This window comes from Burkholderia sp. AU17457 (assembly GCF_002223255.1).
Lineage (GTDB): Bacteria > Pseudomonadota > Gammaproteobacteria > Burkholderiales > Burkholderiaceae > Burkholderia > Burkholderia sola.
This window is the reverse complement of the sequence record NZ_NKFB01000006.1, coordinates 428,257-451,836: the sequence shown is the minus strand read 5'-3', so window position 1 is coordinate 451,836 and position 23,580 is coordinate 428,257. Positions and strand designations below refer to the sequence as shown.

Annotated in this window: 14 protein-coding genes and 2 pseudogenes; 4 read left to right on the top strand and 12 right to left on the bottom strand. The window is 62.6% G+C overall.

The genetic code is table 11. The features are described 5' to 3' along the window. Positions 1–3 precede the first annotated feature (3 nt). Positions 4–1,512 (top strand): MocR-like pyridoxine biosynthesis transcription factor PdxR, encoded by a 1,509-nt coding sequence (gene pdxR, locus CFB49_RS28965; protein ID WP_069617498.1) that lies wholly within the window; start codon positions 4–6, stop codon positions 1,510–1,512. Between the two features lie 34 nt (positions 1,513–1,546). Here the strand turns inward: pdxR and CFB49_RS37110 are convergent, their stop codons facing one another. The 8 genes and pseudogenes from CFB49_RS37110 to CFB49_RS28925 all read right to left on the bottom strand — a co-directional run bounded on the left by CFB49_RS37110 (position 1,547) and on the right by CFB49_RS28925 (position 12,136). Next, complete coding sequence (locus CFB49_RS37110) at positions 1,547–2,215, bottom strand: TetR family transcriptional regulator (RefSeq protein ID WP_089493147.1); 669 nt, start codon at positions 2,213–2,215, stop codon at positions 1,547–1,549. Positions 2,216–2,232: 17 nt separating this feature from the next. Further along, positions 2,233–3,771, bottom strand: a complete 1,539-nt coding sequence (locus CFB49_RS28955; protein ID WP_089493021.1) for an efflux transporter outer membrane subunit — start codon at positions 3,769–3,771, stop codon at positions 2,233–2,235. Continuing rightward, positions 3,771–6,974, bottom strand: coding sequence for an efflux RND transporter permease subunit (locus tag CFB49_RS28950; RefSeq protein WP_089493020.1), 3,204 nt, complete (start codon positions 6,972–6,974; stop codon positions 3,771–3,773). The genes CFB49_RS28955 and CFB49_RS28950 overlap by 1 nt, the downstream gene beginning before the upstream one ends. A gap of 21 nt (positions 6,975–6,995) precedes the next feature. Beyond that, positions 6,996–8,162 (bottom strand): annotated as a pseudogene (locus CFB49_RS28945) (efflux RND transporter periplasmic adaptor subunit); the annotation flags it as partial. A 148-nt stretch (positions 8,163–8,310) separates the two neighbouring features. After that, positions 8,311–8,571, bottom strand: coding sequence for a hypothetical protein (locus CFB49_RS36035; RefSeq protein ID WP_143329331.1), 261 nt, complete (start codon positions 8,569–8,571; stop codon positions 8,311–8,313). A gap of 820 nt (positions 8,572–9,391) precedes the next feature. Next, a pseudogene (locus CFB49_RS36935) lies at positions 9,392–9,595 on the bottom strand (hypothetical protein); the annotation flags it as partial. Positions 9,596–11,071: 1,476 nt separating this feature from the next. Then, a complete protein-coding gene (locus tag CFB49_RS28930; protein WP_069620874.1) occupies positions 11,072–11,644 on the bottom strand; it encodes a cupin domain-containing protein in 573 nt (190 codons plus the stop codon). 81 nt (positions 11,645–11,725) lie between these two features. Then, positions 11,726–12,136, bottom strand: a complete 411-nt coding sequence (locus CFB49_RS28925; protein ID WP_059496349.1) for a hypothetical protein — start codon at positions 12,134–12,136, stop codon at positions 11,726–11,728. Between the two features lie 226 nt (positions 12,137–12,362). On the opposite strand from CFB49_RS28925, the gene CFB49_RS28920 reads away from it, so the two are divergent. Further along, positions 12,363–13,202 (top strand): AraC family transcriptional regulator, encoded by an 840-nt coding sequence (locus tag CFB49_RS28920; protein ID WP_089493019.1) that lies wholly within the window; start codon positions 12,363–12,365, stop codon positions 13,200–13,202. A gap of 103 nt (positions 13,203–13,305) precedes the next feature. Here CFB49_RS28920 and CFB49_RS28915 read toward each other — a convergent pair whose 3' ends face one another. The 4 genes from CFB49_RS28915 to CFB49_RS28900 form a co-directional block, all read right to left on the bottom strand. Then, positions 13,306–13,878 (bottom strand): Fur family transcriptional regulator, encoded by a 573-nt coding sequence (locus CFB49_RS28915; protein ID WP_084044471.1) that lies wholly within the window; start codon positions 13,876–13,878, stop codon positions 13,306–13,308. Positions 13,879–14,002: 124 nt separating this feature from the next. Further along, entirely contained in the window at positions 14,003–15,472 is a 1,470-nt protein-coding gene (locus CFB49_RS28910) for an efflux transporter outer membrane subunit (protein WP_249190364.1), read from the bottom strand. Then, complete coding sequence (locus tag CFB49_RS28905; RefSeq protein ID WP_371090924.1) at positions 15,459–18,593, bottom strand: efflux RND transporter permease subunit; 3,135 nt, start codon at positions 18,591–18,593, stop codon at positions 15,459–15,461. The genes CFB49_RS28910 and CFB49_RS28905 overlap by 14 nt, the downstream gene beginning before the upstream one ends. Continuing rightward, positions 18,565–19,713: an efflux RND transporter periplasmic adaptor subunit gene (locus CFB49_RS28900; RefSeq protein ID WP_089493018.1), complete on the bottom strand. Its 1,149-nt coding sequence runs from the start codon at positions 19,711–19,713 to the stop codon at positions 18,565–18,567. Before CFB49_RS28900 ends, CFB49_RS28905 begins: the two co-directional genes overlap by 29 nt. Before the next feature lie 431 nt (positions 19,714–20,144). Here CFB49_RS28900 and CFB49_RS28895 point away from each other — a divergent pair, with 431 nt between their 5' ends. Continuing rightward, positions 20,145–22,337, top strand: a complete 2,193-nt coding sequence (locus tag CFB49_RS28895) for a TonB-dependent receptor (protein WP_069620869.1) — start codon at positions 20,145–20,147, stop codon at positions 22,335–22,337. Positions 22,338–22,854: 517 nt separating this feature from the next. After that, the gene (locus tag CFB49_RS28890; protein WP_089493017.1) at positions 22,855–23,472 is read left to right on the top strand and encodes a LysE family translocator; all 618 of its coding nucleotides are present in this window, start codon (positions 22,855–22,857) and stop codon (positions 23,470–23,472) included. The last annotated feature ends 108 nt before the right edge of the window (positions 23,473–23,580 follow it).

The window sequence follows — 23,580 nt, the reverse complement described above, 5'->3', positions numbered from 1 at the left end:
GCCATGAGCAAACGCGCCACCCCACCCGTCTGGGGCGCTTTCGCTGTCGATCCCGCCGCGGCGCTGCCGTTTCAGGAGCAGATCGCCCGGCACCTGCGCGAGGCGGTGCTGCGCGGTCACCTGCGTCCGGGCGCGCGCCTGCCGTCGACGCGATCGTTCGCGGCCGAACTGGGCGTGTCGAGGCAGACCGTCGTGCTGGCGTACGACAGGCTCATCGCGGAGGGCTATGCGCGCGGGCAGCGCGGCTCCGGCATCTACGTGCCGGACGTGTTGCCGGAAGATCTGGCGCCGCCCGCCGCCACGGCGCCGCTGTCCGTGACCTCCGCGGGCGGCGATGCGTACCCGGTGCTGTCCGAGCGAGGCCGCCGCCTGGCCGGGCTGCCGGTCACGCCGGTGCCGCGCGGGCCGGGCCTGCTCGCGCCGGGCACCCCCGCGTTCGATGCGTTCCCGTACGACACGTGGACTCGCCTGTCCGCCCGTTTCTGGCGCAGCCGGCCGACCGCCGACCAGCTCGGCTACGCCGATCCGGCCGGATACCGCCCGCTGCGCGAGGCGATCGCCGAACATCTGGGCGTGACGCGCGGCCTGCCGTGCGATGCCGACGACGTGGTGATCACGTCCGGCTCGCAGCACGCGATCGCGCTGGCCGCGCGCCTGCTGATCGACGCGGGCGACACGGTGTGGATCGAGAACCCGGGATTCGTCGCGGGACACAGTGCGGTCGAAAGCGCGGGCGCACGTGCGGTGCCGGTGCCGGTCGACGCGGAGGGCCTCGACGTCGAGGCCGGTGCACGGCTGGCCGCGGACGCGCGCCTCGCGGTAGTGACGCCGTCGCATCAGTACCCGCTCGGCGTGACGATGAGCCTGCGGCGCCGGCTCGCGCTGCTGGACTGGGCCGAGCGTACGGACGCCTGGATCGTCGAGGACGATTGCGACGGCGACTACCGCTACGCCGGGCGGCCGCTGCACCCGCTGCGCGCGCTCGGCCGACAATCGGCCGCGAATCGCGTGATCTACGTCGGCACGTTCGCGAAGGTCCTGGCGCCCGGCTTGAGGATCGGCTTCCTGATCGCCCCGCCGGGGCTCGCCGGGGCTTTTGCGCATGCCCGCGCACTGGTTGACCGGCAATCGCCGACGCCGTTGCAGGTCACGCTCGCGGAATTCATCGGCGAAGGGCATTTCGCGACGCACCTGCGCCGCATGCGGATGCTTTATGCGGAGCGTCGGGACGCGCTGCTGGCCGCGCTCGAATGCCATTGCGCGGACGTGCTCGATTGGGGAGACGCGCCCGATGCCGGCCTGCATCTCGTCGCGAAGCTGCGTGGCGCGGCCGCACCGGACGCGGATCTCGCGGTATGGAAAGCTGCGGCGGCGCTCGGACTGCAGACGCCGCCGCTGTCTGCGCACTACCGCGGCGGCGGCGAGGCCGGGCTCGTGATCGGTTTTGGCGCGACGCTGCCGGGCAACATGCAGGATGCCGTGCTGCGGCTGCGGCGCGCCATCGTCGCCTGACCTGCGTGTCGGCGGCCCGGCGCGCCGCCCGCGGTCAGGCTATCGGCATCGCGCCGCCCCGATTCGCGGCGCGAGCGCGCGTGCAGACCGCTTCGATGCCGCGCCCGACGATCCGCGCGGTGGCGTCGCCCATCTTGCGCGGCGCCGCATGAAATGCGCACAGACGCGCGTGCCCCACCAGCAATGCCTGGAGAAAATAGGCGTCGGTTTCGGTTTCGCCCACCGATACTGTCGCGCCGTTTTCGTCGGCGTCGCCGGGTTTGTTCAGGATCGCGACGAGCGTCTCATGCATCTCCTGAAACAGCTCGATCGCGAGATGCGCCGTCAACGGCTCGGCAAGGAAAATCTCGTCGTGCGGGAGCAGCTTGCCGCCGGGTCGGCGGATCGCCTTCGCTTCGGCGCAGCGCGCGCCGCCCGACAACAACAGGCGGCAGAACGCCTGGATGCTCCCGCGCCGGCTGCCGCGCCGCGCAAGTGCCGCCAACTGGTCGCGAAACGACTCCCGCACCCGGACAAAGAGCGCCAGCAGCAAATCGCTCTTGTCCCTGAAGTGCCAATACACCGCGCCGCGCGTGACTCCGGCCGCCTCGGCAATGTCCTCGAGCGACACGGCGCCATAGCCGCATGCATCGAAAAGGCGCTCGCTCGCGTCGAGAATGGCTTCCCGGGTCAAGCGCGCCGCTTCCTTGGTCTTGCGAACCATTTTCGTCATGCTCGCGGTCAGTTCGCGCGCGCCGCCGTGGCCGATGCGAACGGTACGGCCGCCTTGCCGTCGTCGATCGGCTGGTCGGCCGGGCGCGGCGCTTCGCCGGCGCGCTGGATCCACCCGCCGCCGAGCGCGCGGTACAGATCGACCAGGTTCGTCCAGCGCGCCAGGCGTGCGCTGATCAGCGACGTCTGCGCCGTGTACAGGTCCGTCTGCGCGGTCAGCACCGTCAGGTAGCTGTCCACACCGTTCTTGTAACGCAGGTCCGACAAGTCAAAGCGACGCTGTTGCGCGTGCTCGTTGCGCTCCAGCGCCGCGATCTGCTGATCGTACGTGCCGCGTGCGGCAAGCCCGTCCGACACTTCGCGGAACGCCGACTGGATCGCCTTCTCGTAGTTGGCGATCTCGATGCGCTTCTGCACGTGCGCAAGATCGAGATTCGCAAGGTTCGCGCCGCCCTCGAAGATCGGCAGCGCGATGTTCGGCGCGAACGACCACGCCGCCGTGCCTGCCTTGAACAGGCCGCCCAGCGTCGGGCTCGCGGTGCCGAACGCGGCCGTCAGCGAGATGCGCGGGAAGAACGCCGCGCGCGCCGCGCCGATGTTCGCGTTGGCTGCGCGCAGGTTCTGCTCCGCTTCCATGATGTCCGGACGGCGCGTCAGCAGGTCCGACGGCAACCCGGCCGGGATGTCGGTCATGAAGTCTTGCGCATCGAGCGGCATGCCGGCCGGCAGATCGCCCGGCAGCGGCTCGCCGATCAGCAGCACCAGCGCGTTCACCGCCTGCGCGCGGGCGCGCGCCTGCGCCTGCCGGTTCGCAAGCGCCGTCTCGACGATCGTCTGCGCCTGGCGCAGGTCGAGCTCGGAGCCCGTGCCGTTGTCGAACTTCAGCTTCGTCAGGTCGTACGACGCCTGTGCGGTCCTCAGCGTATCGTCCGTCACCTTCAGCAGGTCGTCGGTCGACAGCACCGTCAGGTACTGCTCCGCCACCTGCGACACCAGCGCGATCTCCGATGCCTTGCGGGCCTGCGCGGTCGCGAGGTATTGCGCGAGCGCCTGCTCCTTCAGGCTCTGGATCCGGCCGAACAGGTCGAGCTCCCATGACGCCTGCGGCCCGACGTTGTAGGTCGTCGTGATGTTGCGTCCCGGGACAGCCGTCAGCGCGTTCGGCAGCCGCTGGCGATTGCCGGTGCCCACCGCGTCGAGCGTCGGAAACAAGTCCGCGCGCGTGATCTGGTACTGCGCGCGCGCCGCCTCGATGTTCAGCACCGATACGCGCAGGTCGCGATTGTTTTTCAGCGCGATCTCGATCAGCCGCTGCAGGCGCGGATCGACGAAGAACTCGCGCCAGCCGATGGCAGTCGCCGCCTGGCCGTTCGCGCTGCGCGCGCCGGCCTTCGCGGTCGGCTGCGTCGCGTATGCGCCGCCGGACGGAAACGCCTGTGCAACAGGCGCAGCCGGCCGCTGGTAATGCGGCGCCATCGTGCAGCCCGTGGCGAAGAGCGCGGTGGCAAATGCGATCGCACTTGCACTCAAAGTGTGTTTTTGCATCATCACTGTCCGTTGTTGCCGGCGTCTTCGTCGTCGTGCGGTCGCTCTTCGTGACGCGAATGCGCCTGTGCGAGCCGCAGGGCGAGATCGGCATCTTCCTGCTCACCGCTGAAGATCTGGCGTACCTTCACGAAGAACATCGGGATCATGAAAATCGCGAGGAACGTCGCGGTGATCATCCCGCCGATCACACCCGTGCCGATCGCGTGCTGGCTGGCCGAACCCGCGCCGTTGCTGATCGCGAGCGGCAGCACGCCGAGAATGAACGCGAGCGACGTCATCATGATCGGACGCAGCCGCAGGCGCGCCGCTTCCAGCGCGGCCTCGATCGGCCCCATCTTCTCCGCGACCTGTAGCTCGCGCGCGAACTCGACGATCAGGATCGCGTTCTTCGCGGACAAGCCCACGGTGGTCAGCAGGCCAACCTGGAAGAACACGTCGTTCTCGAGGCCGCGCAGCGTCGTCGCGAGCAACGCGCCGACCACGCCGAGCGGCACGACCATGATCACCGAGAACGGAATCGACCAGCTTTCATACAGCGCCGCGAGACACAGGAACACGACGAGGATCGAGATCGCGTACAGGATCGGCGCCTGCGAGCCCGACTGGATTTCCTGGAACGACAGACCCGTCCACGCATAGCCGACGCCTTCCGGCAGCTTCTTCGCGAGCGTTTCCATCGCGGCCATCGCCTGGCCGGTCGACTTGCCTTCCGCGGCCTGCCCCTGGATCTCGAACGACGAGACGCCGTTGTAGCGCTCCAGCTTCGGCGAACCGTAGGTCCAGCGGCCGGTCGCGAACGCACTGAACGGCACCATCCCGCCCGACCCGTTGCGCACGTACCAGACGTTCAGGTCGTCCGGCGTCATCCGGAACGGCGCGTCGGCCTGCACGTACACCTTCTTGATCCGGCTGTCGGTGTCGAGGAAGTTGTTCACGTACTTCGACGCCCACGCGATCGAGAACGTCTGGTCGATTGCATCCGGCGTCACGCCGAGCGCATCCGCCTTCTCGCGGTCGATGTCCACCTTGTACTGTGGCGTGTCGTTCAGGCCATTCGGGCGCACCAGCGCGAGCAGGGGGTCCCTCGACGCCATCCCGAGCAGCTGGTTGCGTGCCGCCATCAGCGCGTCGTGGCCAAGACCGGCGTTGTCCGTCAGCTCGAAGTCGAAGCCGGACGCGTTGCCGAGTTCCCGAATCGACGGCGGGTTGAACGGAATCACCATCGCATCCTTGTACTTCGCATAATGCGCGGCGGTCCTTCGCAGCAGCGCCTGCACCTTCTGGTCCGAACGCCGGCGCGCCGAGAAGTCCTTCAGCTTCACGAACACGAGACCCGAGTTCTGGCCGCGACCCGCGAAGCTGAAGCCGTTGATCGTGAACACCGAGTCGACCACGTCCTTCTCCGCGGTGGTCAGGTACGCGTTGATGTTGTCGAGCGTCTTGCCGGTCGTTTCCTGCGTCGAGCCGGACGGCGTCTGCACGATCACGAACATGTAGCCCTGGTCTTCATCGGGCAGGAACGACTTCGGCAGACGCAGGAACAGCAGGCCGACCGCGACGAGCACGGCGAGATAGATCACGAGCCAGCGGCCCGAGCGCTTGATCACGTGTTGCACGCCGACGTGGTACCGATCGCGGCTCTTGTCGAAGGTCCGGTTGAACCAGCCGAAGAAGCCCTTCTTCTCTTCGTGGTGGCCCTTCGGGATCGGCTTCAGGATCGTCGCGCACAGTGCCGGCGTCAGGATCAGCGCGACCAGCACCGACAGCACCATCGCCGACACGACCGTCAGCGAGAACTGACGATAGATCGCGCCGACCGAGCCGCCGGAGAACGCCACCGGCACGAACACCGCCGACAGCACGAGCGCCACGCCGACGAGTGCGCCGGTGATCTGGCCCATCGCCTTCCTGGTCGCCTCCTTCGGCGACAGGCCTTCCTCGACCATCACGCGCTCGACGTTCTCCACCACCACGATCGCGTCGTCGACCAGCAGGCCGATCGCGAGCACGAGGCCGAACATCGACAGCGTGTTGATCGAGAAGCCGACGGCTGCCATGATCGCGAACGTGCCGAGCAGCACGACCGGCACCGCGATCGTCGGGATGATCGTCGCCCGCAGATTCTGCAGGAACAGATACATCACGAGGAACACCAGCACGATGCCTTCGAGCAGCGTCTTGACCACCTCCTCGATCGACAGGCGCACGAACGGCGTCGTATCGAACGGATAGTGGACGACCAGCCCGCGCGGGAAGTATCGCGACAGCTCGGCCACCTTCGCCTGGATCGCACTCACGGTCGCCAGCGCGTTGGCGCCGGTCGCGAGCTGGATGCCGAGCCCGGCCGTGGGTTGCCCCATGTACTTCGTGTCGAAGTTATAGTTTTCCGTCCCCAGGGATACCCTGGCGACATCCTTGACGCGCACTTGCGAACCGTCCTGGTTGACCTTCAGCAGGATGTTGCCGAACTGCTCGGGGGTGCGCAGCAGCGTCGCCTCGGTGATGGTCGCCTGCAGCACGGTGCCCGGTTTCGCCGGCGTGCCGCCGATCTGGCCGCCCGCGACCTGCACGTTCTGCGCGCTGATCGCGGCCGTCACGTCGGACGGCGTGAGGCCGTAGTTCGTCAGCTTCGTCGCATCGAGCCACACGCGCATCGCATATTGCGAACCGAGCAGCAGTGTCTGGCCGACGCCGTTGATGCGGCTGATCGAATCGAGGACGTGCGACGCGACGTAGTTCGTCAGGTCGTCCTTCGACATGCTGCCGTCTTCGGAGTTGAACGCAATCCACAGCAGGAAGCTGCTGCTCGACTTCGTCACCGACATGCCGAGCTGCTGCACGACCTGCGGCAGGTTCGGCGTCGCGAGCGACAGCTTGTTCTGCACCTGCACCTGCGCGATGTCCGGGTTCGTGCCCGGCGCGAAGGTCAACGTGATCGTCGCATTGCCCGAGTCGTCGCTCGTCGACGACATGTACAGGAAGTGGTCGAGACCGCTCATCTGCTGCTCGATCACCTGCGTCACCGTGTCTTCCACCGTCTTCGCGGAAGCGCCCGGATAGTTCGCGGTGATCTGCACGGCCGGCGGCGCGATCGTCGGATACTGCGCGATCGGCAGCGTGAAGATCGACGCGACGCCGGCCAGCATCAGCACGATCGCGATCACCCACGCGAAGATCGGGCGATCGATAAAAAACTTTGCCATGAAGCAGGCCCCCTGTTAACGAGCACTCGATGCGACGGCGCCCTGCGCCTGCGCAAGCTGGGCCGCAACGGTCTTCACGGTCGCGCCCGGGCGCACCTTGTCGACGCCTTGCACGATCACTTGATCGCCCGCCTGCAGACCGCCTTCGACGATCCAGTTCTGGCCTTGCATGCCGGTGGTCTTCAGCGGACGCGGCTCGACCTTGTTGCTGGCGTTCACCACCATCGCGATCGCCTGCCCCTTCTGGTCGTGCGTGACGCCGATCTGCGGCACCAGGAACGCGTTCTCGTTCACGCCTTCCTCGATCCGCGCACGCACGAACATCCCCGGCAGCAGCACCTTGCCCGGGTTCGGGAACACCGCGCGGATCGTCACCGAGCCGGTGGTCTGGTCGACCGTCACGTCCGAGAACTGCAGCTTGCCGGCTTCCGAATAGGTCTTGCCGTCTTCCAGGATCAGCGACACCTTCGCCGCGCCCGGGCCGCTCGTCTTCAGACGGCCGCTCTGCACGTCCTGACGCAGCTTCAGCCCTTCGAGGCTCGACTGCGTGAGGTCGACGTACACCGGATCGAGCTGCTGCACCGTCGACATCAGCGTCGCCTGGCTCGCCTGCACGTATGCGCCCGGCGTCACTTGCGAGATGCCGACGCGGCCGCTGATCGGCGACACGACGTCCGTATAGCCGAGGTTGATCTGCGCGGTGTCGACCGCCGCCTTGCCGGCCGCGACGTCCGCCGCGGCCTGGCCCTGCGTGGCGACCGCGTTGTCGTAGTCCTGCTTGCTGACCGCGTTCGCGGCGACCAGCACCTTGTAGCGCGCGACCAGCGCGTTCTGCGTGACCAGGTTCGCCTGCGCCTTCGCGAGCGTCGCCTTCGCGCTGTTCAGCGCGGCGATGTACGGCGCCGGATCGATCTTGTAGAGGCGCTGACCGGCCTTGACGTCGGTACCTTCGGTGAATTCGCGGCGCAGCACGATGCCGTCGACCCGTGCGCGAACCTGCGCGACGAGGAATGCACTGGTGCGGCCCGGCAGGTCGGTGAAGACCGGTACGGCTTGCGGCTGGACGGTGACGACGCCGACTTCCGGCGTTTGCGGCGGCGGTGCCGATTCTTTCTTCCCGCACGCGGCCAGGAAAACGGCGGCCGTCGCGACAGTGATTAAGCGGTATGGAACCCGTTCGACGCGCATGGAGCGACCTCTCACAATCAATGAATAACAACCAATCGGTTCTGGTTTTTCTTCAACAACGCCTGTGCCTGCCGGTTCCATCCGGAACCCTGCATGCGAATTTCCCTCCGGCACATCCTTTCCGGAACGCATTGCTCACGCGACTCGATCAATTTCTTTGCGGAATCGGGCAATCGATGCGCAGGCCCGCAACTGGTTCTCGTGCAACCTTCCGCTGTTGCCATGACCCACGTCGATCGCGATCTGCGAGATGGCTGCGACTACTGATAGTGGGAGAATCGGTTGCAATGAAAAGCGCGAGCGACGTCACATCCGGCAGCAGCTTTCGGGCGATTTGCAGGCCAACGTCAATATCGTCGGCCTCCGCCGTAATTTTCACGAGATTGCTTCCATCAAAGATTTCATTCAACGAAGCGCTCTCACGAATCGCTTTTAAATAATCCGTCGCGAGCGGCCGGCCTCATGTTTCCCCATCGGAATACGCGTGCATGACTGACGTCCGCATGCCATCGGCATCGCAGTGCGAGCCGATATTCAGGGGCTGGGCTGGGCGGATATTTGATTCAGGCACGACCTACACCGAGGTGCAATGCTTGACGGGTTGGCGCCCACTGCATATCCGATGGATGGCGAGGATTTTCTTTGCGAGACTCTTATCCTGGCTCCGCAAAGATTGCGGGCAGACTTCCGCCCACTACCGCACACGCTGCCGAAAGCAAGCCTCGCGCAAGCAAGACATGTTTGACTCCGTCGAATTCCCGCTCGAATCGCATAAATCCCGGTGCGTCACCCGTAGTATCGAGCGGATCTGCGTATCCACGTATATCCGCCATGAATATCGTGTCACGAGATATTTGCCGCATCCGGAGGTCATCGAGACAGAGCGGGATGACGGGCGTGAGCAATGGATGGCTCCACGAATACATATCCGCCAAATAGACCTCATCTGTTAGCGATCGATCGAATTATGAGGCTCCGCGAAATTTTTTAAAATGTCGAAAATGCTATTTCAAACACAACAAATTCGGATTATCGGCAAATATTGCGCCTGACGTAGATGCCGCGCTTACCTTTCCATTGATTATGTAATTTGGAAGCTTTACGAAAGCGACTGGGAGAACGACTGGGATTCCGATTACCTGGTCGCAACCCGAGAAACGCCAGGCTGTCGAGAGAGAGCGCCTTCATCGATGCGGGGAGAGAATTCATCGAGGCGCGCTGACCGTGCGTTAGTGCGTTACGCAGGCCAGCTTGCAATGATTGGCTTCGCGCCACCCTTCGCTGCTAACGTTACCCAACACCCGCGATTTCCATTGGCATTCGTTCCATTTGAGACCCGCTTTGGAGTCGAGTACCATGCCACCACCGACTCCATATACCCCAGAACCGTTTTTTCCCAGCGTGAGTGTCCGAATTGCAATGTTTAGCGAAAATCCCCATTGGGATGACCTCTTTACAGAGGGCGCGTATTCGTCGCAAATGGAATGATTGACGAGTACGACATTGGGAAAAGCAGCCGATGCACCGTCCAATCCCGATACTAGCGAGACGATTGCTCGATAGATCATCTTGATCGGAAGCTTATCGGAGGGAGTACTTTCAACCGTACTTGCGCCATTGGCAGTGAGGACTGGAACAACAACGACCTTTTGCTCTAGTGGTTGCTGCGGCACATGTAAGTCGTCACGAACGACCAGTGAGGCCGTCGCCGTGCCGTGATAGCGGGCATTCACCGGCACCTGCACGCCCGTTAGATCGACCTCATGTACGATAATTTTCCCATCAAGAGCAGCATGGGATGCGATCGGATACCCGTCTGATGACAGTTTCGACTTCACGAACGCGCGAGCATTTCGCTTCCGCGACAGCTCTCAGGTAGACGAGTCTCGCGCGCATCACAACGAGATCTTTCTCTTCGAATGTTGAAACATCGCGCCGAGCAACGACGATCGGCGACCTGGCCGAGTTACGCCGTGCGTAGCTTAGCGTTAGCCGTTCGCGCTCCCCGCTCCTCACTCCCCGCTCCTCTCTCTGCCGATAAGCGCTCGAAGTGAAGTGGCGGTTGAGTGTCCTCAGTGCGGCAACAACGACGCGATGGTGTCGATCTAACATTGCGTCAAAATCCCACACTGAAAAATATTGACCTGCCGATTCTCGCAGAGCAAGTCAGACCTTATCCCGAACGCGGGGGACGCCGCCTTTTATTCAAAGACAACATATTGAGACGACGGACATCTTTTCTGAGAGCCCACAATAACTTTGGGCTCTCAGAAAAGGTGTCGTTGGTCCCCTAGACAGATCAAGGGCTTGGACATCTTTTTTGAGAAATTTACATGCCTCTCTTCTCAGAAAAGATGTCCGTGGCCCTGGGAATTCTCAGAAAAGTCGTCCTTGGGAATGTCGCGGCCCTGCCTAGGTGTCTCGACGGAACTGGGCAACCAGCAGCGCAATGAATGAGCGTTTCAGCGGCAAGCGCAGTCAGCACTCCTCGCGCTATATGCTCGGATGAATCGTCTTACGTGCAAGCCGCCGAATTGTATGTCGATAGCGGCGTAACTGGCGCGATGATGGGGGCGCCAGCATATCGCCGGAATTGAGCACAAGTTCCGTGTATCGTGACATCAGCGAATTTCCCTCTGCCCCACCACGCGGCGCCGTTCCCCTTACGACGCCGGCCGCTGAACACGCGCGACGCATCACCCATCAACTCTTGTGGGTCTCTCCCGTGACCCAGAAAGCAACATGATCTCGCTCAACCATCATGGCTTGGGTCTGCCGGAAACGCCATTCGCGGGGGGAAAGGAGTCGAGGTACGGATCGGAGGGGGGCCGGAAGCGATGGTGGGGGCACGAAAAGCGTCTACGGCCTCACAAAATTCGCCGCCCGTCCATGTGCGCGCCGCGCGCCGGTCAAAGCAGCCGCGGCGTGCCCACCCAGACCAGCACGGCCTCGTCGTCGCGCGTGTTGGTCCAGATAGGCGGAATCGTCGATTCATAGTGCGCGCTGTCGCCCACACCGAGCACGAACGTTTTGCCTTCCAGCGTGATCGTCACTTCACCGCTGAGCACATGCACGAATTCCTCGCGCGCGTGCATGGTTCCTCTGCCTGGGCGCTCGCCGGGCGACATACGCACGAGAATCGCTTCGAGTTGGCGGTCGCCCGGCCGAATCGACAGGCGCGCGAGCAGATCGGCGGAATCGGCGAAGGCGAAGTACCGCAGATCCTCACGGCGTCGCACGCAACTTTCCTCGGTCGGCGTATCGATGAAATAGCTGGCTGACACGCCCAGCGCTTTCGCGATGCTCGCGAGCGAAGTGATCGACGGGCTGGCGTGATCTCGCTCGACCTGCGAAAGAAAGGGCTTGGAAAGCTGCGAGACGGTCGCAACGTCGTCCAACGTGCGACCCTGGCGCTGGCGCAGCAAGCGAATCTTGCTGCCGACGGAGACGGAGCGCTGGGTTTCGACCGTTTTCGATGCCATTGACCTGCCTCATTTCTTCGGTGCGCGTACCGCCTCTTAACGCGCCGGCCTCCAGATTCCGACCCACCTCATCAGTCGGGCCTAGTGCGACGATGCATCCGTTTGCTCGCCCGGCAACAACCTGCGCGCCAGGGCCAGCGCCTCGTCTTTCGTCGCAACCGTGAGCATGGGATAGCCCCAAAATTTTTCGTACACCAGAGCGAACGCCTTGGTCGCCAGTCGCTTGGCGGTATTCGGTTCGATGTAGATCCCTGCCTTGACGAAGGTCTGCAATTCGCTCTTGTGGCGTTTCATCCAAAGCGAGGTTTGCTTCCTTTCTTCCGGCGAATGTTCGTGTTCGCCTTTATCAAGCCCCTCGTCGTTGAGTAGAACGAAAACCTCCTTCCGTGCGAGCAATCCCTCGAACTCGGCAAAAGGCGAGGCTGTGGGCTCAGTGCCTGGCGCGTTTAGTCGCATCCAGACCAGGGGGAACTTCGAGGCGTCAATCAACATGCCAATACTCCTTCGGCGCATCACGGGAAATAGCTGGCAGCCCCACTTCGTCAGGAAAACGAGATACCCCTCCGGACCGGAAGCACAATAGCCGTGGCGAGCAGAACGACCAGCATGGTCAATCACACGATACCGACGGAATGACTGGACGTCATTGCACAAGTTGGCCATAATATTTTTCAATTAGGCCAGCGCCTCATCTTGGATCCCAAGCCCGATACGCATCATGTCAAGCATTGCCATCACCGATCCGACCGTGGCCAAGGACGTGGATAACCTGCCCCGGCCCGTTGTCGCCCTGAGTGCCATGTCGGTAGCAAAGGGCTGGGAACATGCGAGGCATCGGCACCGTAGAGCGCAACTGCTTTACTCCGTCCGTGGCATCCTCAACTGCGAAATCGAAAACGGTGTCTGGATCGTGCCGCCGCAATGCGCGGTATGGATACCGGGAGACTTGCCCCACTCGGCACGGGGATCCGGTGAAACCGAATGTCATTGCCTGTTCGTGGAGCCTGATGCCGCACCGGATCTTCCGAAAACCTGCTGCACGATCTCCGTCTCGCCATTGCTGCGCGAGTTGCTTCTGAAGGTGGCCGGCTTCCCCGCGTCATACCCGTCGGGCGGCCGGGAAGACCGACTGATTGCCGCGTTGCTTGATGAGTTGGCGGCGGCTCCGGTAGAAGACCTGCATTTGCCGATGCCGCATGATCCGCGATTGCGCCGACTCGCGGAAATGCTGTTGGCCGATCCTACCGACAAAACCTCAAAGGGCGATTGGGCTACCCGCATTGGCATGAGCGAGCGAAGCATGAGCCGGCTTCTGCTGCACGAAATCGGCATGAGCTTCGGACGCTGGCGCCGGCAACTGCATGTGATCCTTGCGCTTCAACGCCTGACCATCGGCGAAAGCGTACAAACGGTGGCGCTGGAACTGGGCTACGAAAATGCCAGCGGGTTCATCACCATGTTCCGCAAGGCGGTAGGCAAGCCGCCAGCACGATACCTTTCCGATCGAACGACAAACGCGCAGTCTGATGCCGTACGCGGCATCGTGCTTCCCGATTAAGTCTCACCTTGAGTGGAGCGTGCCGTCGTCCACCGAGCATGGAGGCCAGGCAGCAAACAGCGGCGAGGCGCTGTCAGATCGGGCGACCTCGGTTTAAGGTCACCTATTCTCTTCTCCCGCGTAACGGCCGACATTCCGCACACGTCACGGTGATGGTAAAAGCTGGCTCGTTGTCGAGATCGAAGCCTTCCTTGGTCGCCAGTGATCGGAGATGCTCGTGCAATGCCCGATCCTCAATAAAAACCAACCGCGCGCCACAGTGGCAGCGCACGGTGTCGTTCTGAAGGTTCTTCCTGTCCGGCTTGAGCGCGTAGAGTGCGCGGCCTTGTGCGCCCTCCGTACGGACCAGCAAGCCGGAGGTCCATAAATCATTCAGAGCACGGTAAATCGAGGCCGGTTTGAGGCTGTCGAGTTGCGTGCAGAGGATGCGATACATTTGACTGGCATCGAGACAGCGCGGCGCCGCCTGTTCCAGTACGGACAGGACACGGGTACGAGCGATCGTCGGTCGCAGTCGGCTGGCCGCCAATCGTTGTTCCTGAGACGACATCGGCGGTGTGGTCGCCGGACAGGCTGATGTGGTGTGCTTCATCGTGTGTTTGCCAGACGGCAGGCTCTTGCTACCGAATGATGTAATCAGGTCAATGATCCGAGGCGGGTCGTCGTGCGGGTCCATATCTGTATTCCTTCGCTATGCCGAACTTCCGGTTGTTCGCGACAACGCGGAGCCGCGTGGCTAATGGTTGGCATCAGACATCGGCGCGACGGTGAGATCGCCCACGCGCCGATGCCATCAAGCATTACTGCGTACTGGCCTGTTCCCAGCCACCACCAAGCGCCTTGAATACGCTGACTCGCGCAGAACCGACTCGCTGGTCAGCAGCGGCCACCTGGGCTTTCGCGTCGATCAGACTGGTCTGTGCCACGATCACGTCGAGGTAGCTGATGGAGCCGGCGCGGTAACGCTGGTCGGCCAGCCGGAAGGCATTCTCGGCACGGTCACGCGCCTCTACCAGCGCATCGCGCTGCTGCATCGCCGCGCCATAGGCGCTCAACGATTGCTCCGACTCCTTCAGTGCATTCAGCACGGCGCCGTCGAAGCTGGCCAGCGACGCCGCGCTTTGCGCCTTCGCCTGCACAATGCGACTGCGAGCCACCATCATGTTGGGGAACGTCCACGAGATGAGTGGCCCAAAAGAGAAGGACAAGGTGCGATTGCCTTTCAGGTAGTCGTTGCGCAGGTAGTTACCCGAGGCGCCCAGCGTGACACGCGGATAGAGATCCGCCACGGCCACGCCGATGCGGGCGGTATCCGCCGCCAGTTGGCGCTCGGCCTGACGCACGTCGGGGCGACGACGCAGCAGCGCAGTGCCATCGCCAACCGGCAACGCACCGGAAATCTCGGGAGCCTTGGTGCAGGCACGCGCCGGTTCCGGCACTTGCGAGGGCGTGCGCCCCGTCAACGCGGCCAGCTCGAACAGTGCGGCTTCGCGCTGGCCTTGCAAGGGCGGCAATGCCGCCTGGGCCTGAGCCAGCGTGACGCCAGCCCGTTCGACATCCAGATGCGACGCCGAGCCAGCGTGCGCCTGGCTGTCGATGAGATCCAGGCTGCGCTGTGCCAGCTCGACGGACGAGCGCGCTACGCCGACGGACTCACCGTAGCTGCAGGCGTCCACATAGGCCCGCGTCGTCTCCGCAACAACCACTACCCTGGCGGCATCGTAGGCGGCGGCGACTGCATCGGTGTCGTCGCGAGCAGCCTCGATGTCGCGCCTGACCCGACCGAACAGGTCGAGTTCATAGGAGACGTCGAGGCCTGCGCTGTAGCTCCATTGCGCGGGGGCCTGGCCGGTGCCGGACCACGTGGTCTGATCGCGCCCGTCTCCCACGCCGCCTGACATACTGGTCGAAGGGAATTGCCCGCTGCGCGCTTCCGTGTAGATGGCCCGCGCGCGATCGAGGTTGGCCATCGCCACGCGCAGGTTGGTATTGGCCGACAAGGCTTCCTGCACCAGATTGTCGAGCGCGGGGTCGTCATACAGCTTCCACCAGTTCGCGGGCAGCGCTTCGGCGACATCCGTATTGGACGGGTGACTGACGAAGGGGCCTGCAGCGGTTTCCGGTAAGGCTGGCGCGTGGTAATCGGGGCCGCTGGCGCAACCTGCGGTGATAATGGCAACGGCCATCGCCATGAAGGCAGCGCGCGGAGAGGGAAGCGTCGCCGGACGCGACACAATACGCATCGCAGGAACCGGTTTAAAGGGCGACATCGGGAGCCTCCGCAGTAGCGAGTTCGCGGGCGCGAGAACTTTCCGCTGTTACCCGGTGATCCTTGGCGATGAAGCTGTAGATGGTCGGTAGTACGAACAGTGTGAAGAAGGTACCGACCATCATGCCCATCACCACCACGATGCCGATGGAGAACCGGCTGGCCGAGCCTGCGCCGTCTGCGAACAACAGCGGCACAAGGCCGGCAACCATTGCCGCCGTGGTCATCAAGACAGGACGCATCCGCACCGCCGCCGCCTTCTCGATCGCCTCGATGCGGTTCAGGTTTTCATGGTGCTGGATATGGTTGGCGAAAGTGACCATCAGGATGCCGTGCTTGGAGATCAGGCCGATCAAGGTGACCAATCCGATCTGGGTATAGATATTGAGCGTGGCAAAGCCCAGCCACAGCGGCACCAGCGCGCCACAGACCGCCAGCGGCACGGTCACCAGGATCACCAGTGGATCGCGCAGGCTCTCGAATTGCGCGGCCAGCACCAGGAAGATCACCACCAGCGCGAAGCAGAATGAGACAAGCAGACGGTTGCCTTCCTGCACGAACTGGCGGCTCTCGCTGAGCCAGTCCACACTGGTGCCGGGCGGCAGCGGCTGCGATTGCAGGAACTTCACGGCCTCGCCCATGCTCACGCCCGGCGCCGGCAGCATTTCGAGCGTGGTCGAATTCATCTGGCCGAACTGGGTGAGCTGGTTCGCTTGCGGGCGCATCTCGACATGCGTCACGGTTGACAATGGCACCAGCGCGCCGGAGGTCGTTTTGACATAGAAACGCCCGAGGTCTTCCGGTGTCATACGCTCGGCGCCGCGCACTTGCGGGATCACGTCGTAGGAGCGGTCGTGGAAGTTGAAGCGATTGACGTAGTTTTCGCCGACCAGCACGGCAAGGGTATCGGCGACAGACTGCATGGTTACCCCCATTTCGCTGGCCTTCGCATTGTCGATCGTGATGTGCGCCTGCGGGCTGTCGTAGGACAGGTCGTTCTGCACGTAGAGGAACAGACCGCTGGCATATGCCGCTGCCTTGATCTTTTCGCCGGTCTCGTACAGCGTCCTGAAGTCGTCGGGCGAGCGCAGCACCATCTGCACCGGCAGGCCGCCGCTGGAACCCGGTAGCGGGGGCAACTGCACGGCGGTCAACGTCTCGCCATCGATGGCGCCGCCGGCGGCTTGAATCTGCCCCTGGATCTCGGTGGCCGACCGCTTGCGTTTCGACCAGTCCTTGAGGATCGCGCCACCGAGCATCATGTTCTGGCCACCGGCGGAGTCGCCGATATTCATGAAACTGCTGTCGAACTCGGGAATCTGCTCGAACAGCTTTTCGATCTGCTGAGCATAGCGGGCGGTGTAGCCGACGCCCGCATATTGCGGGGCCTTGGTGACGACGATGACGGCGCCTTGATCCTCGGTCGGCGCCAGTTCGCGGCGAGTGCCGGTGAACAGCACCGCGATGGCGGCCAGCACGGCCACACCGACCAGCAGCACCGCACCGCGAGCGGCTAGCGTGCGGGCCAGCAGGCGCCCATAGAATGCCGTCAGCCCTTCCATGTAGTGCTCGACCCGCTTCGCCAGCCGTCCCTCGCCCTGCCTGGAACTGAGCAGCATCGAGCTCATCACCGGCGAGAGCGTCAGCGCGACCACTCCCGAGACGATGACCGAGCCCGCCAATGTGAAGGCGAACTCCTTGAACAGCGCGCCGGTCAGTCCACCCATCATGCCGATTGGCGCATAGACCGCCGCCAACGTGATAGTCATGGCGATCACCGGCCCGACGATTTCGCGTGCGCCGAGCAGGGCCGCGCGCACAGGTGTCAGCCCCTCCTCAATGTGTCGATGGATGTTCTCCACCACGACGATGGCATCGTCCACCACCAGACCGATCGCCAGCACCATCGCCAGCAGTGTCAACAGGTTGATCGAAAAACCGCAGACCAGCATCAACGCAGCGGTACCGACCAGCGACAACGGAATGGTGACGACCGGAATGATCACCGCGCGGAACGTGCCGAGGAACAGGAAGATCACCGCGATCACGATCACGATGGCTTCCACCAGCGTGTGTTTTACTTCCTCGATCGAAGCATTGACGAAGCGCGCTACGTTGTAGTTAGGCGCTACCGTCAGTCCTGGGGGCGCCATTGCACGAATCCTGGTCAGCAGTTCGTTGGCCTGCTTGACGATCTCCAGTGGGTTCCCGGCCGGCGTGGGCTGGATAGCGACGAAGATCGCGGGTATGCCGGTGGCGAACGAGAGGCTATTGTAGTTTTGGCCGCCTATTTCCACGGTGGCGACATCCGACAACCGCACTACGCCTCCGCCGGGGCTCGACTTCACGACCATCCGGCGGAAGTCCTCGACGCTGCGCAAATCGGTAGCCGCGCTGATGTTGGTGACGGTCAGCGCGCTCTTGAGCTGGCCCGGCGCGGCCTGCACGTTGTTGGCGCGCAGCGCGGCCGATATCTCGCCGGCCGACAGCCCGCGCGCGGCCAACCTCACCGGGTCGATCCAGATGCGCATGGCCAGCGTCTGGCCGCCATAGACGTCCGCCGAGGCCACCCCCGGGATGCTGGTGAGCAGAGGCTGTGCAACCCGCGATGCGAAATCCGTCACTTGCGGGATCGACAGCGTCTTGCTGTAGAAGGCGATGTATTGCACCGCTGTACCGCCTTCGGTGGACTTGCTGATGACCGGATCGGTGATGCCCGCCGGCAACTGGTACTTGACCTGCTGCACCTTGGCAAGGATTTCGGTCATCGCACGATCGGCGTTGGCGTTGAGCACCAATCGCGCCTTGATCTCGCTCTTGCCTTGCGTGGTGGTCGAACTCAGGTATTCAATCCCGCTGGCCGTGGCGATGGACTGCGCGATCGGCGTGGTCACGAAACCCTGCATCACGTCCTGGGTTGCCCCCGGAAGCGTGGTACTGACCGTGATGGTGGCGTTTTCGAGATAGGGGTATTGCCGCACCGGCAACAGGAAAATCGACGTGGCACCCATCAGCAGAATGAGCAGGCTGACGACCAGTGCCAGAATGGGTCGACGGATGAAGATGTCTGTAAAGCGCATGGCGTGGTTTCCTTTACCGCGCGCTGGCGCTGGAGGACGCAACGGCTGGGGCATCAGGAGTCGCCGTTGCCGAAGGGGGCGTGCTGTTGATTTTTACGGTCGCACCGGGCGGAAGACGGTTCTGGCCAGCCATCACCACGACGTCGCCAGGCTTGACGCCTTGGGTGACAAGCACCTCCTCCCCGAGCCGGCGGCCGGTGACGACCGGCACGGCAACCGCCTTGCCGATTCCCTGCGCGTCGGCCCCTTTCACGACCACCACGCTGTCACCGGAGGCCGAAGTCTGGATCGCCGTCAGCGGCAATACGATATTGTCGGTCGTGGCGGGCAATTCCAGCCGCGCCGTCACGTACATGCCGGGTTTCAGCAACCGGTCGGTATTGGGCAACAGCGCCTGAACGGCCACATTGCGGGTTTCTCCATCGATACGCGGTTCGATGGCGCTGATCCTGGCGGTGAATACCCTCCCCGGCACGGCATCCACCGTTACCTGAACCGGTGCGCCCGACGTCAGCCTGGGCATGTCCTGCTGCGGCAACGTGAAGTTGACATAGAGCGGATCGAGCTGGGTCAGCGTGGCGATCGCGTCACCGGCATTGAGATACTGACCCAGGTTGATCCGTCGGATACCTAACTGACCGGAGAACGGCGCGCGAATCGACTTTTGCTGAATGCGTGCGTCCAGTTGCCGGACTGCCGCGGCAGTCTGGGCAGCGTCCGCCTGATGTTGTTCGAGCAATTCGCGCGGTTCCGCGCCGGTAGGCGCCAACGCTTGCGAACGCCTGAGTTGCAACTGGGCGAAATCGGCTTTGGCCACGGCAGCGGCACGATCTGCTTGTTCGGGGGCATCGTAGAGCTGAATCAGCACCGCCCCTTCCTTCACGGACTGGCCTGCGTCGAAATTGACGGCGGTCACTCGCCCCGAGGTATCGGGAGCCAGCAGCACTTCATGCACGGCTTGCAGGCTGCCAACGGCCTGCCACTCGTCGGCCACACTGCGAGGCTCTGCGCGGATCGTCGAGACAGGCATCGGCGGCATGGCCTGTTGTTCTGCGCCGCCGCTTCGAACAGCGCGCCAGGCATACAGCAGGCCGAAGACAACGACCAGCCCAACAACGCTTATGACAATGGGTTTGGTACGGGAGAGAGCGGCGGTGCTCATGCGCGCCCCGCTCGAGCAAAGGGAATCGAGATGGCGCTTGAACGGCCGCGCATGGCCGATCTGCCGATGATATGTGAGTGCACGGGTATTCCTCGGGAAGGACGAAGTACTCGGCCGGCCAGAGAACAGACATGGCAGGCCACGATGAGGCGCAGCCTACCCGTGCAACCACACTTCTACACTGCGAAATCTAGTCAATTTATTTCGCAATACGGCCATCTCGATGGAAAGACATACACTTGGCCTGATTGAACAAGGAATTGGCCAAATCTCGCTACGGAGGTGTGTCGCCGAATCGGTAAATTGACGATCCCGATAATGCAAATGAGTCTCGTTTAATGTCTAACACGCCTCATATTGAAGGGCAATGTGCGGTCCATCGCTCTCCCTTTCATCCATCCCTTGGCAGAAGTTCAGGCTCGATCGACGCGATGCGCGAAGGGCTCCCGGCGTGTGGCTTGCGTGTCGTCCGTACCGTCCGACATACATTGCTCAACGCAACGATTGCCGCAGCCGTCGCCGTCGCTGCTCCGGACGTGTTCGCTGCCGAAGGAAAGCAAGCGCAATCAACCACTGAGTCGCCGGATAGCGGCACGTCGGCATCGAGCGCAGAGAGCACGGTCCTTGAGCCCGTCACGGTCACCGCCCGGAAAACGACCGAACGCCTTCAGGATGTGCCTGAAAGCATCACGGTTCTGCAGGCGAAGACCTTGAAGGAATCGCCCTTCGATCCAGGTGTGGCTATCGCCGGCCATGCGCCCAATGTGCAATGGGTCAGCCGCGCCACAGGCTCCCAGTGGTTCTCGATTCGCGGTGTCAGTTCACTTGGGACGCCTGCCAACTACGCCGATGGCACGATCGCATTCAATGTCGATGGTGTGCCGAACAGCATGATGAGCGCGTCGAACATGTTGCTCGACGTCGACCATATCGAAGTGTTGCGCGGCCCTCAAGGCACGCTATGGGGAACCAATGCGCTGGGCGGCGCCATCAACGTTGTCACGAAGCAGCCTGACGGAACTCGGGATGTTCACGTGACAACCGAGGTCGGCGAACACGGCTATCGCATGGGCGAGGCGGTTCTTGGCGGCAATATCGTGCCCGGACAACTCGACGGACGCATGGCGATCCGTTATGGCCATGAGAATGGCGATATACGCAGCCTTTACACCGACAAGCTGGGCAAGCGCGACATCGGTGCATTCCGTGGAGGACTACGCTTCACGGGGCTGGACGACACGCTCATCACAGTGACGGGTAACTATCTGCATGATCAGGCTAACTCCCCGCTCTATGTCCTGCGTAGCGCCAGTCAGTTTCCGACCAGTGGCATCCTGACCGAGCCGGACTTGAAGACGACGCAAGCGGGCGCCACCGTGACCGTCGAGCACTTCTTCAAGAATTTCCAGCTCACTTCCATCAGTTCCTACCAGCACAACAAGCTGGAAAGCGAACTCGATCTCGTGGACAAACTTGTCTATGACGCGATCGGGTTTCCCGCATCCAGTAACGTGGGCCATTCGACGGATCAGGAGAACATCTTCAGCCAGGAGATTCGGCTGAATTCACTCGAAGGTGCCCCGGTTCGCTGGGTCGTCGGCGCCAGTGCCATGCGAACCAACGGCATACGCTGGTGCAGCAGTACGCAGTGCGCGCCGCCTCCGTATTCCGGCTCAGTCGCGATGAAAAGCAATCTCGACACGACCAATCTAGGACTGTTCGGGGACGTTTCGATCCCCTTTGCGAACCGCTGGGAGTTTTCGATCGGCGGTCGGGTAAGCCATGACAATATCGAGATGAAGCAGGACAACTCCCTGGGCCTCGCTTCGCTGACCGGCTCCAACTCAACGTCGCAAACCTATCCGACAGGTCGGGTAGCACTCTCCTTCAAGTGGACGAACGACATTCAAAGCTACGTGTCGGTTGCTCGTGGTCACGCGTCACGGGTGTACCCGCTCTTTAGCTATCCGGTCGATGGCATCGTGGGCAACCCCTATCCGGCCGCTTTGGGGTGGACTTACGAAGCGGGCGTCAAGGCCGATCTTCTTGACCATCGTCTTCAGATCGATGCCAGCGTCTATCACAACGACATCAAGAACGGTGTCATGTCCTATCTCGATCCTTCGCTTGGCGCTTTCCGGACAACATACCAGGACTACAAGACCAGTGGTTTCGAATTGCAGGCGCGCGCGCTCATCGCTGAAGGCTTGAGCTTCTCCGGAGGCGTCGGCTACATCCATAGCGAACTCGGAGCCAACGGCGCCGCGGTCAATACGGTCACTGGCAATCCTGTTCCGAACACACCGAAATGGACGGCGACGGCCGGGCTGCAATACGAAACCTCAGCCAAGGCGATTCATTTGCCCGGCAAGCTCTCTGCCGACCTTCAATACCAATACACAGGCAAGCGCACCGCGGATATCGACAAATCTTATTACCTTGATGCCTATAGCCTTGTGAATGCCCAGATTGGATGGAAAAACAAGGATCTCGAAGTTTATCTGTTCGGCCGCAATCTTTTCGACAAGCGCTATGAAACCTTCGGCAGCCTGTACTCGGGCATGCAGCTGGTTTCGGTCGGTCGCGGCCGTACTTTGGGGGTAGGTCTGACCAAAAGCTTTTGATTGCCGTCAGTATGGGCATCTTGTCATCTACCTTCGCTTCTCCACAAGATTCACACGATTGCGGGAGCCGATGCCCCCCCGTGATGCCGAGAGAAACACTCGAAGGACAATTGCATGCTACATCCGGCTCAACGTGCCGGAGCATCGATTTCTCCGTAAGTTTGCGCGGACGAACTTCAAACGTTAAACGGGCAGGTAAGCGCCTCCAATACGACAACAACAACAGGGCGAGTTCGGCCAAACATGCATGAAAAATCCGATATTGGCAAATTTTCCACGATCATTCCCACATAGGGAGGTAGGTTACACCCTTAATGTGCAGAAGGCGGCCAATTATTCGAAGACAACCTATTGAGACCACGGACATCTTTTCTGAGAAACAACATTGCTCATCTCTTAGACGTCCGACAAGTCTCGCCCGTACCGGCATCCGCCAGGCAAACTGTGCCGGTACTGTACAGAAAACCGTCGCTACACTGGATCCATCCCAGCCTTGAACACAAATGGAGAATCCGCGATGGAATTCCTCACCCTCAGCGCGCTGCCAGCCGGCATGCTGTTCGCGCTCGTCACGTCGATCACGCCCGGCCCGAACAACACGATGCTGCTCGCGTCCGGCGTCAACTTCGGTTTCCGCCGCACGATGCCGCACCTGTTCGGCATCAGCATCGGCGTCGCGATCCTGATGCTCTGCGTCGGCTTCGGCCTCGGCGAAGCGTTCAAGCGCCTGCCGCTGCTGTACACGATCCTCGAAGCCGCGAGCGTCGCCTATCTGCTATACCTCGCATGGCGCATCGGCACGTCGGGCGAAGTGAAAGCGCACGGCGCCAAGCCGCGGCCGATGACGTTCATCGAAGCCGCCGCGTTCCAGTGGGTCAACCCGAAAGCGTGGATGATGGTGCTAACCGCCGCGACGACGGTCCAGCTGTCCGCCGACTACGGGATGAACGCCGCATGGATGTCCGTCGTGTTCATCCTGATCGGCTTCCCGTGCATCTGCCTGTGGGCCGCGTTCGGCCTCGGCCTGCGGCGCTTCCTGTCGAATCCCCGCGCGCTGCGCATCTTCAACGTGACGATGGCCGTGCTGCTGATCCTGTCGCTGTACCCGCTCGTCGCCCATCTGCTGCCGCAGTGAGCGCTCACAAGCGCGCCCGTTGAGCTTCGCGTGATGCAGGCGTACCCTTTCGGTACGGGCGCGTGCAACCGCTTCGGCGGTTGCACCGCTGCTCTGCATGGAGATTGC

What these genes read in the sequence shown, in the direction of transcription:
- CFB49_RS28910 (WP_249190364.1), bottom strand. Translation starts at nt 15,472, where the DNA reads ATGTCGCCCTTTAAACCGGTTCCTGCGATGCGTATTGTGTCGCGTCCG.
- CFB49_RS28900 (WP_089493018.1), bottom strand. Translation starts at nt 19,713, where the DNA reads ATGAGCACCGCCGCTCTCTCCCGTACCAAACCCATTGTCATAAGCGTT.
- CFB49_RS28925 (WP_059496349.1), bottom strand. Translation starts at nt 12,136, where the DNA reads ATGTTGATTGACGCCTCGAAGTTCCCCCTGGTCTGGATGCGACTAAAC.
- CFB49_RS28950 (WP_089493020.1), bottom strand. Translation starts at nt 6,974, where the DNA reads ATGGCAAAGTTTTTTATCGATCGCCCGATCTTCGCGTGGGTGATCGCG.
- CFB49_RS28955 (WP_089493021.1), bottom strand. Translation starts at nt 3,771, where the DNA reads ATGATGCAAAAACACACTTTGAGTGCAAGTGCGATCGCATTTGCCACC.
- CFB49_RS28920 (WP_089493019.1), top strand. Translation starts at nt 12,363, where the DNA reads ATGTCAAGCATTGCCATCACCGATCCGACCGTGGCCAAGGACGTGGAT.
- pdxR (WP_069617498.1), top strand. Translation starts at nt 4, where the DNA reads ATGAGCAAACGCGCCACCCCACCCGTCTGGGGCGCTTTCGCTGTCGAT.
- CFB49_RS28930 (WP_069620874.1), bottom strand. Translation starts at nt 11,644, where the DNA reads ATGGCATCGAAAACGGTCGAAACCCAGCGCTCCGTCTCCGTCGGCAGC.
- CFB49_RS37110 (WP_089493147.1), bottom strand. Translation starts at nt 2,215, where the DNA reads ATGGTTCGCAAGACCAAGGAAGCGGCGCGCTTGACCCGGGAAGCCATT.
- CFB49_RS28915 (WP_084044471.1), bottom strand. Translation starts at nt 13,878, where the DNA reads ATGGACCCGCACGACGACCCGCCTCGGATCATTGACCTGATTACATCA.
- CFB49_RS28895 (WP_069620869.1), top strand. Translation starts at nt 20,145, where the DNA reads ATGCGCGAAGGGCTCCCGGCGTGTGGCTTGCGTGTCGTCCGTACCGTC.
- CFB49_RS28890 (WP_089493017.1), top strand. Translation starts at nt 22,855, where the DNA reads ATGGAATTCCTCACCCTCAGCGCGCTGCCAGCCGGCATGCTGTTCGCG.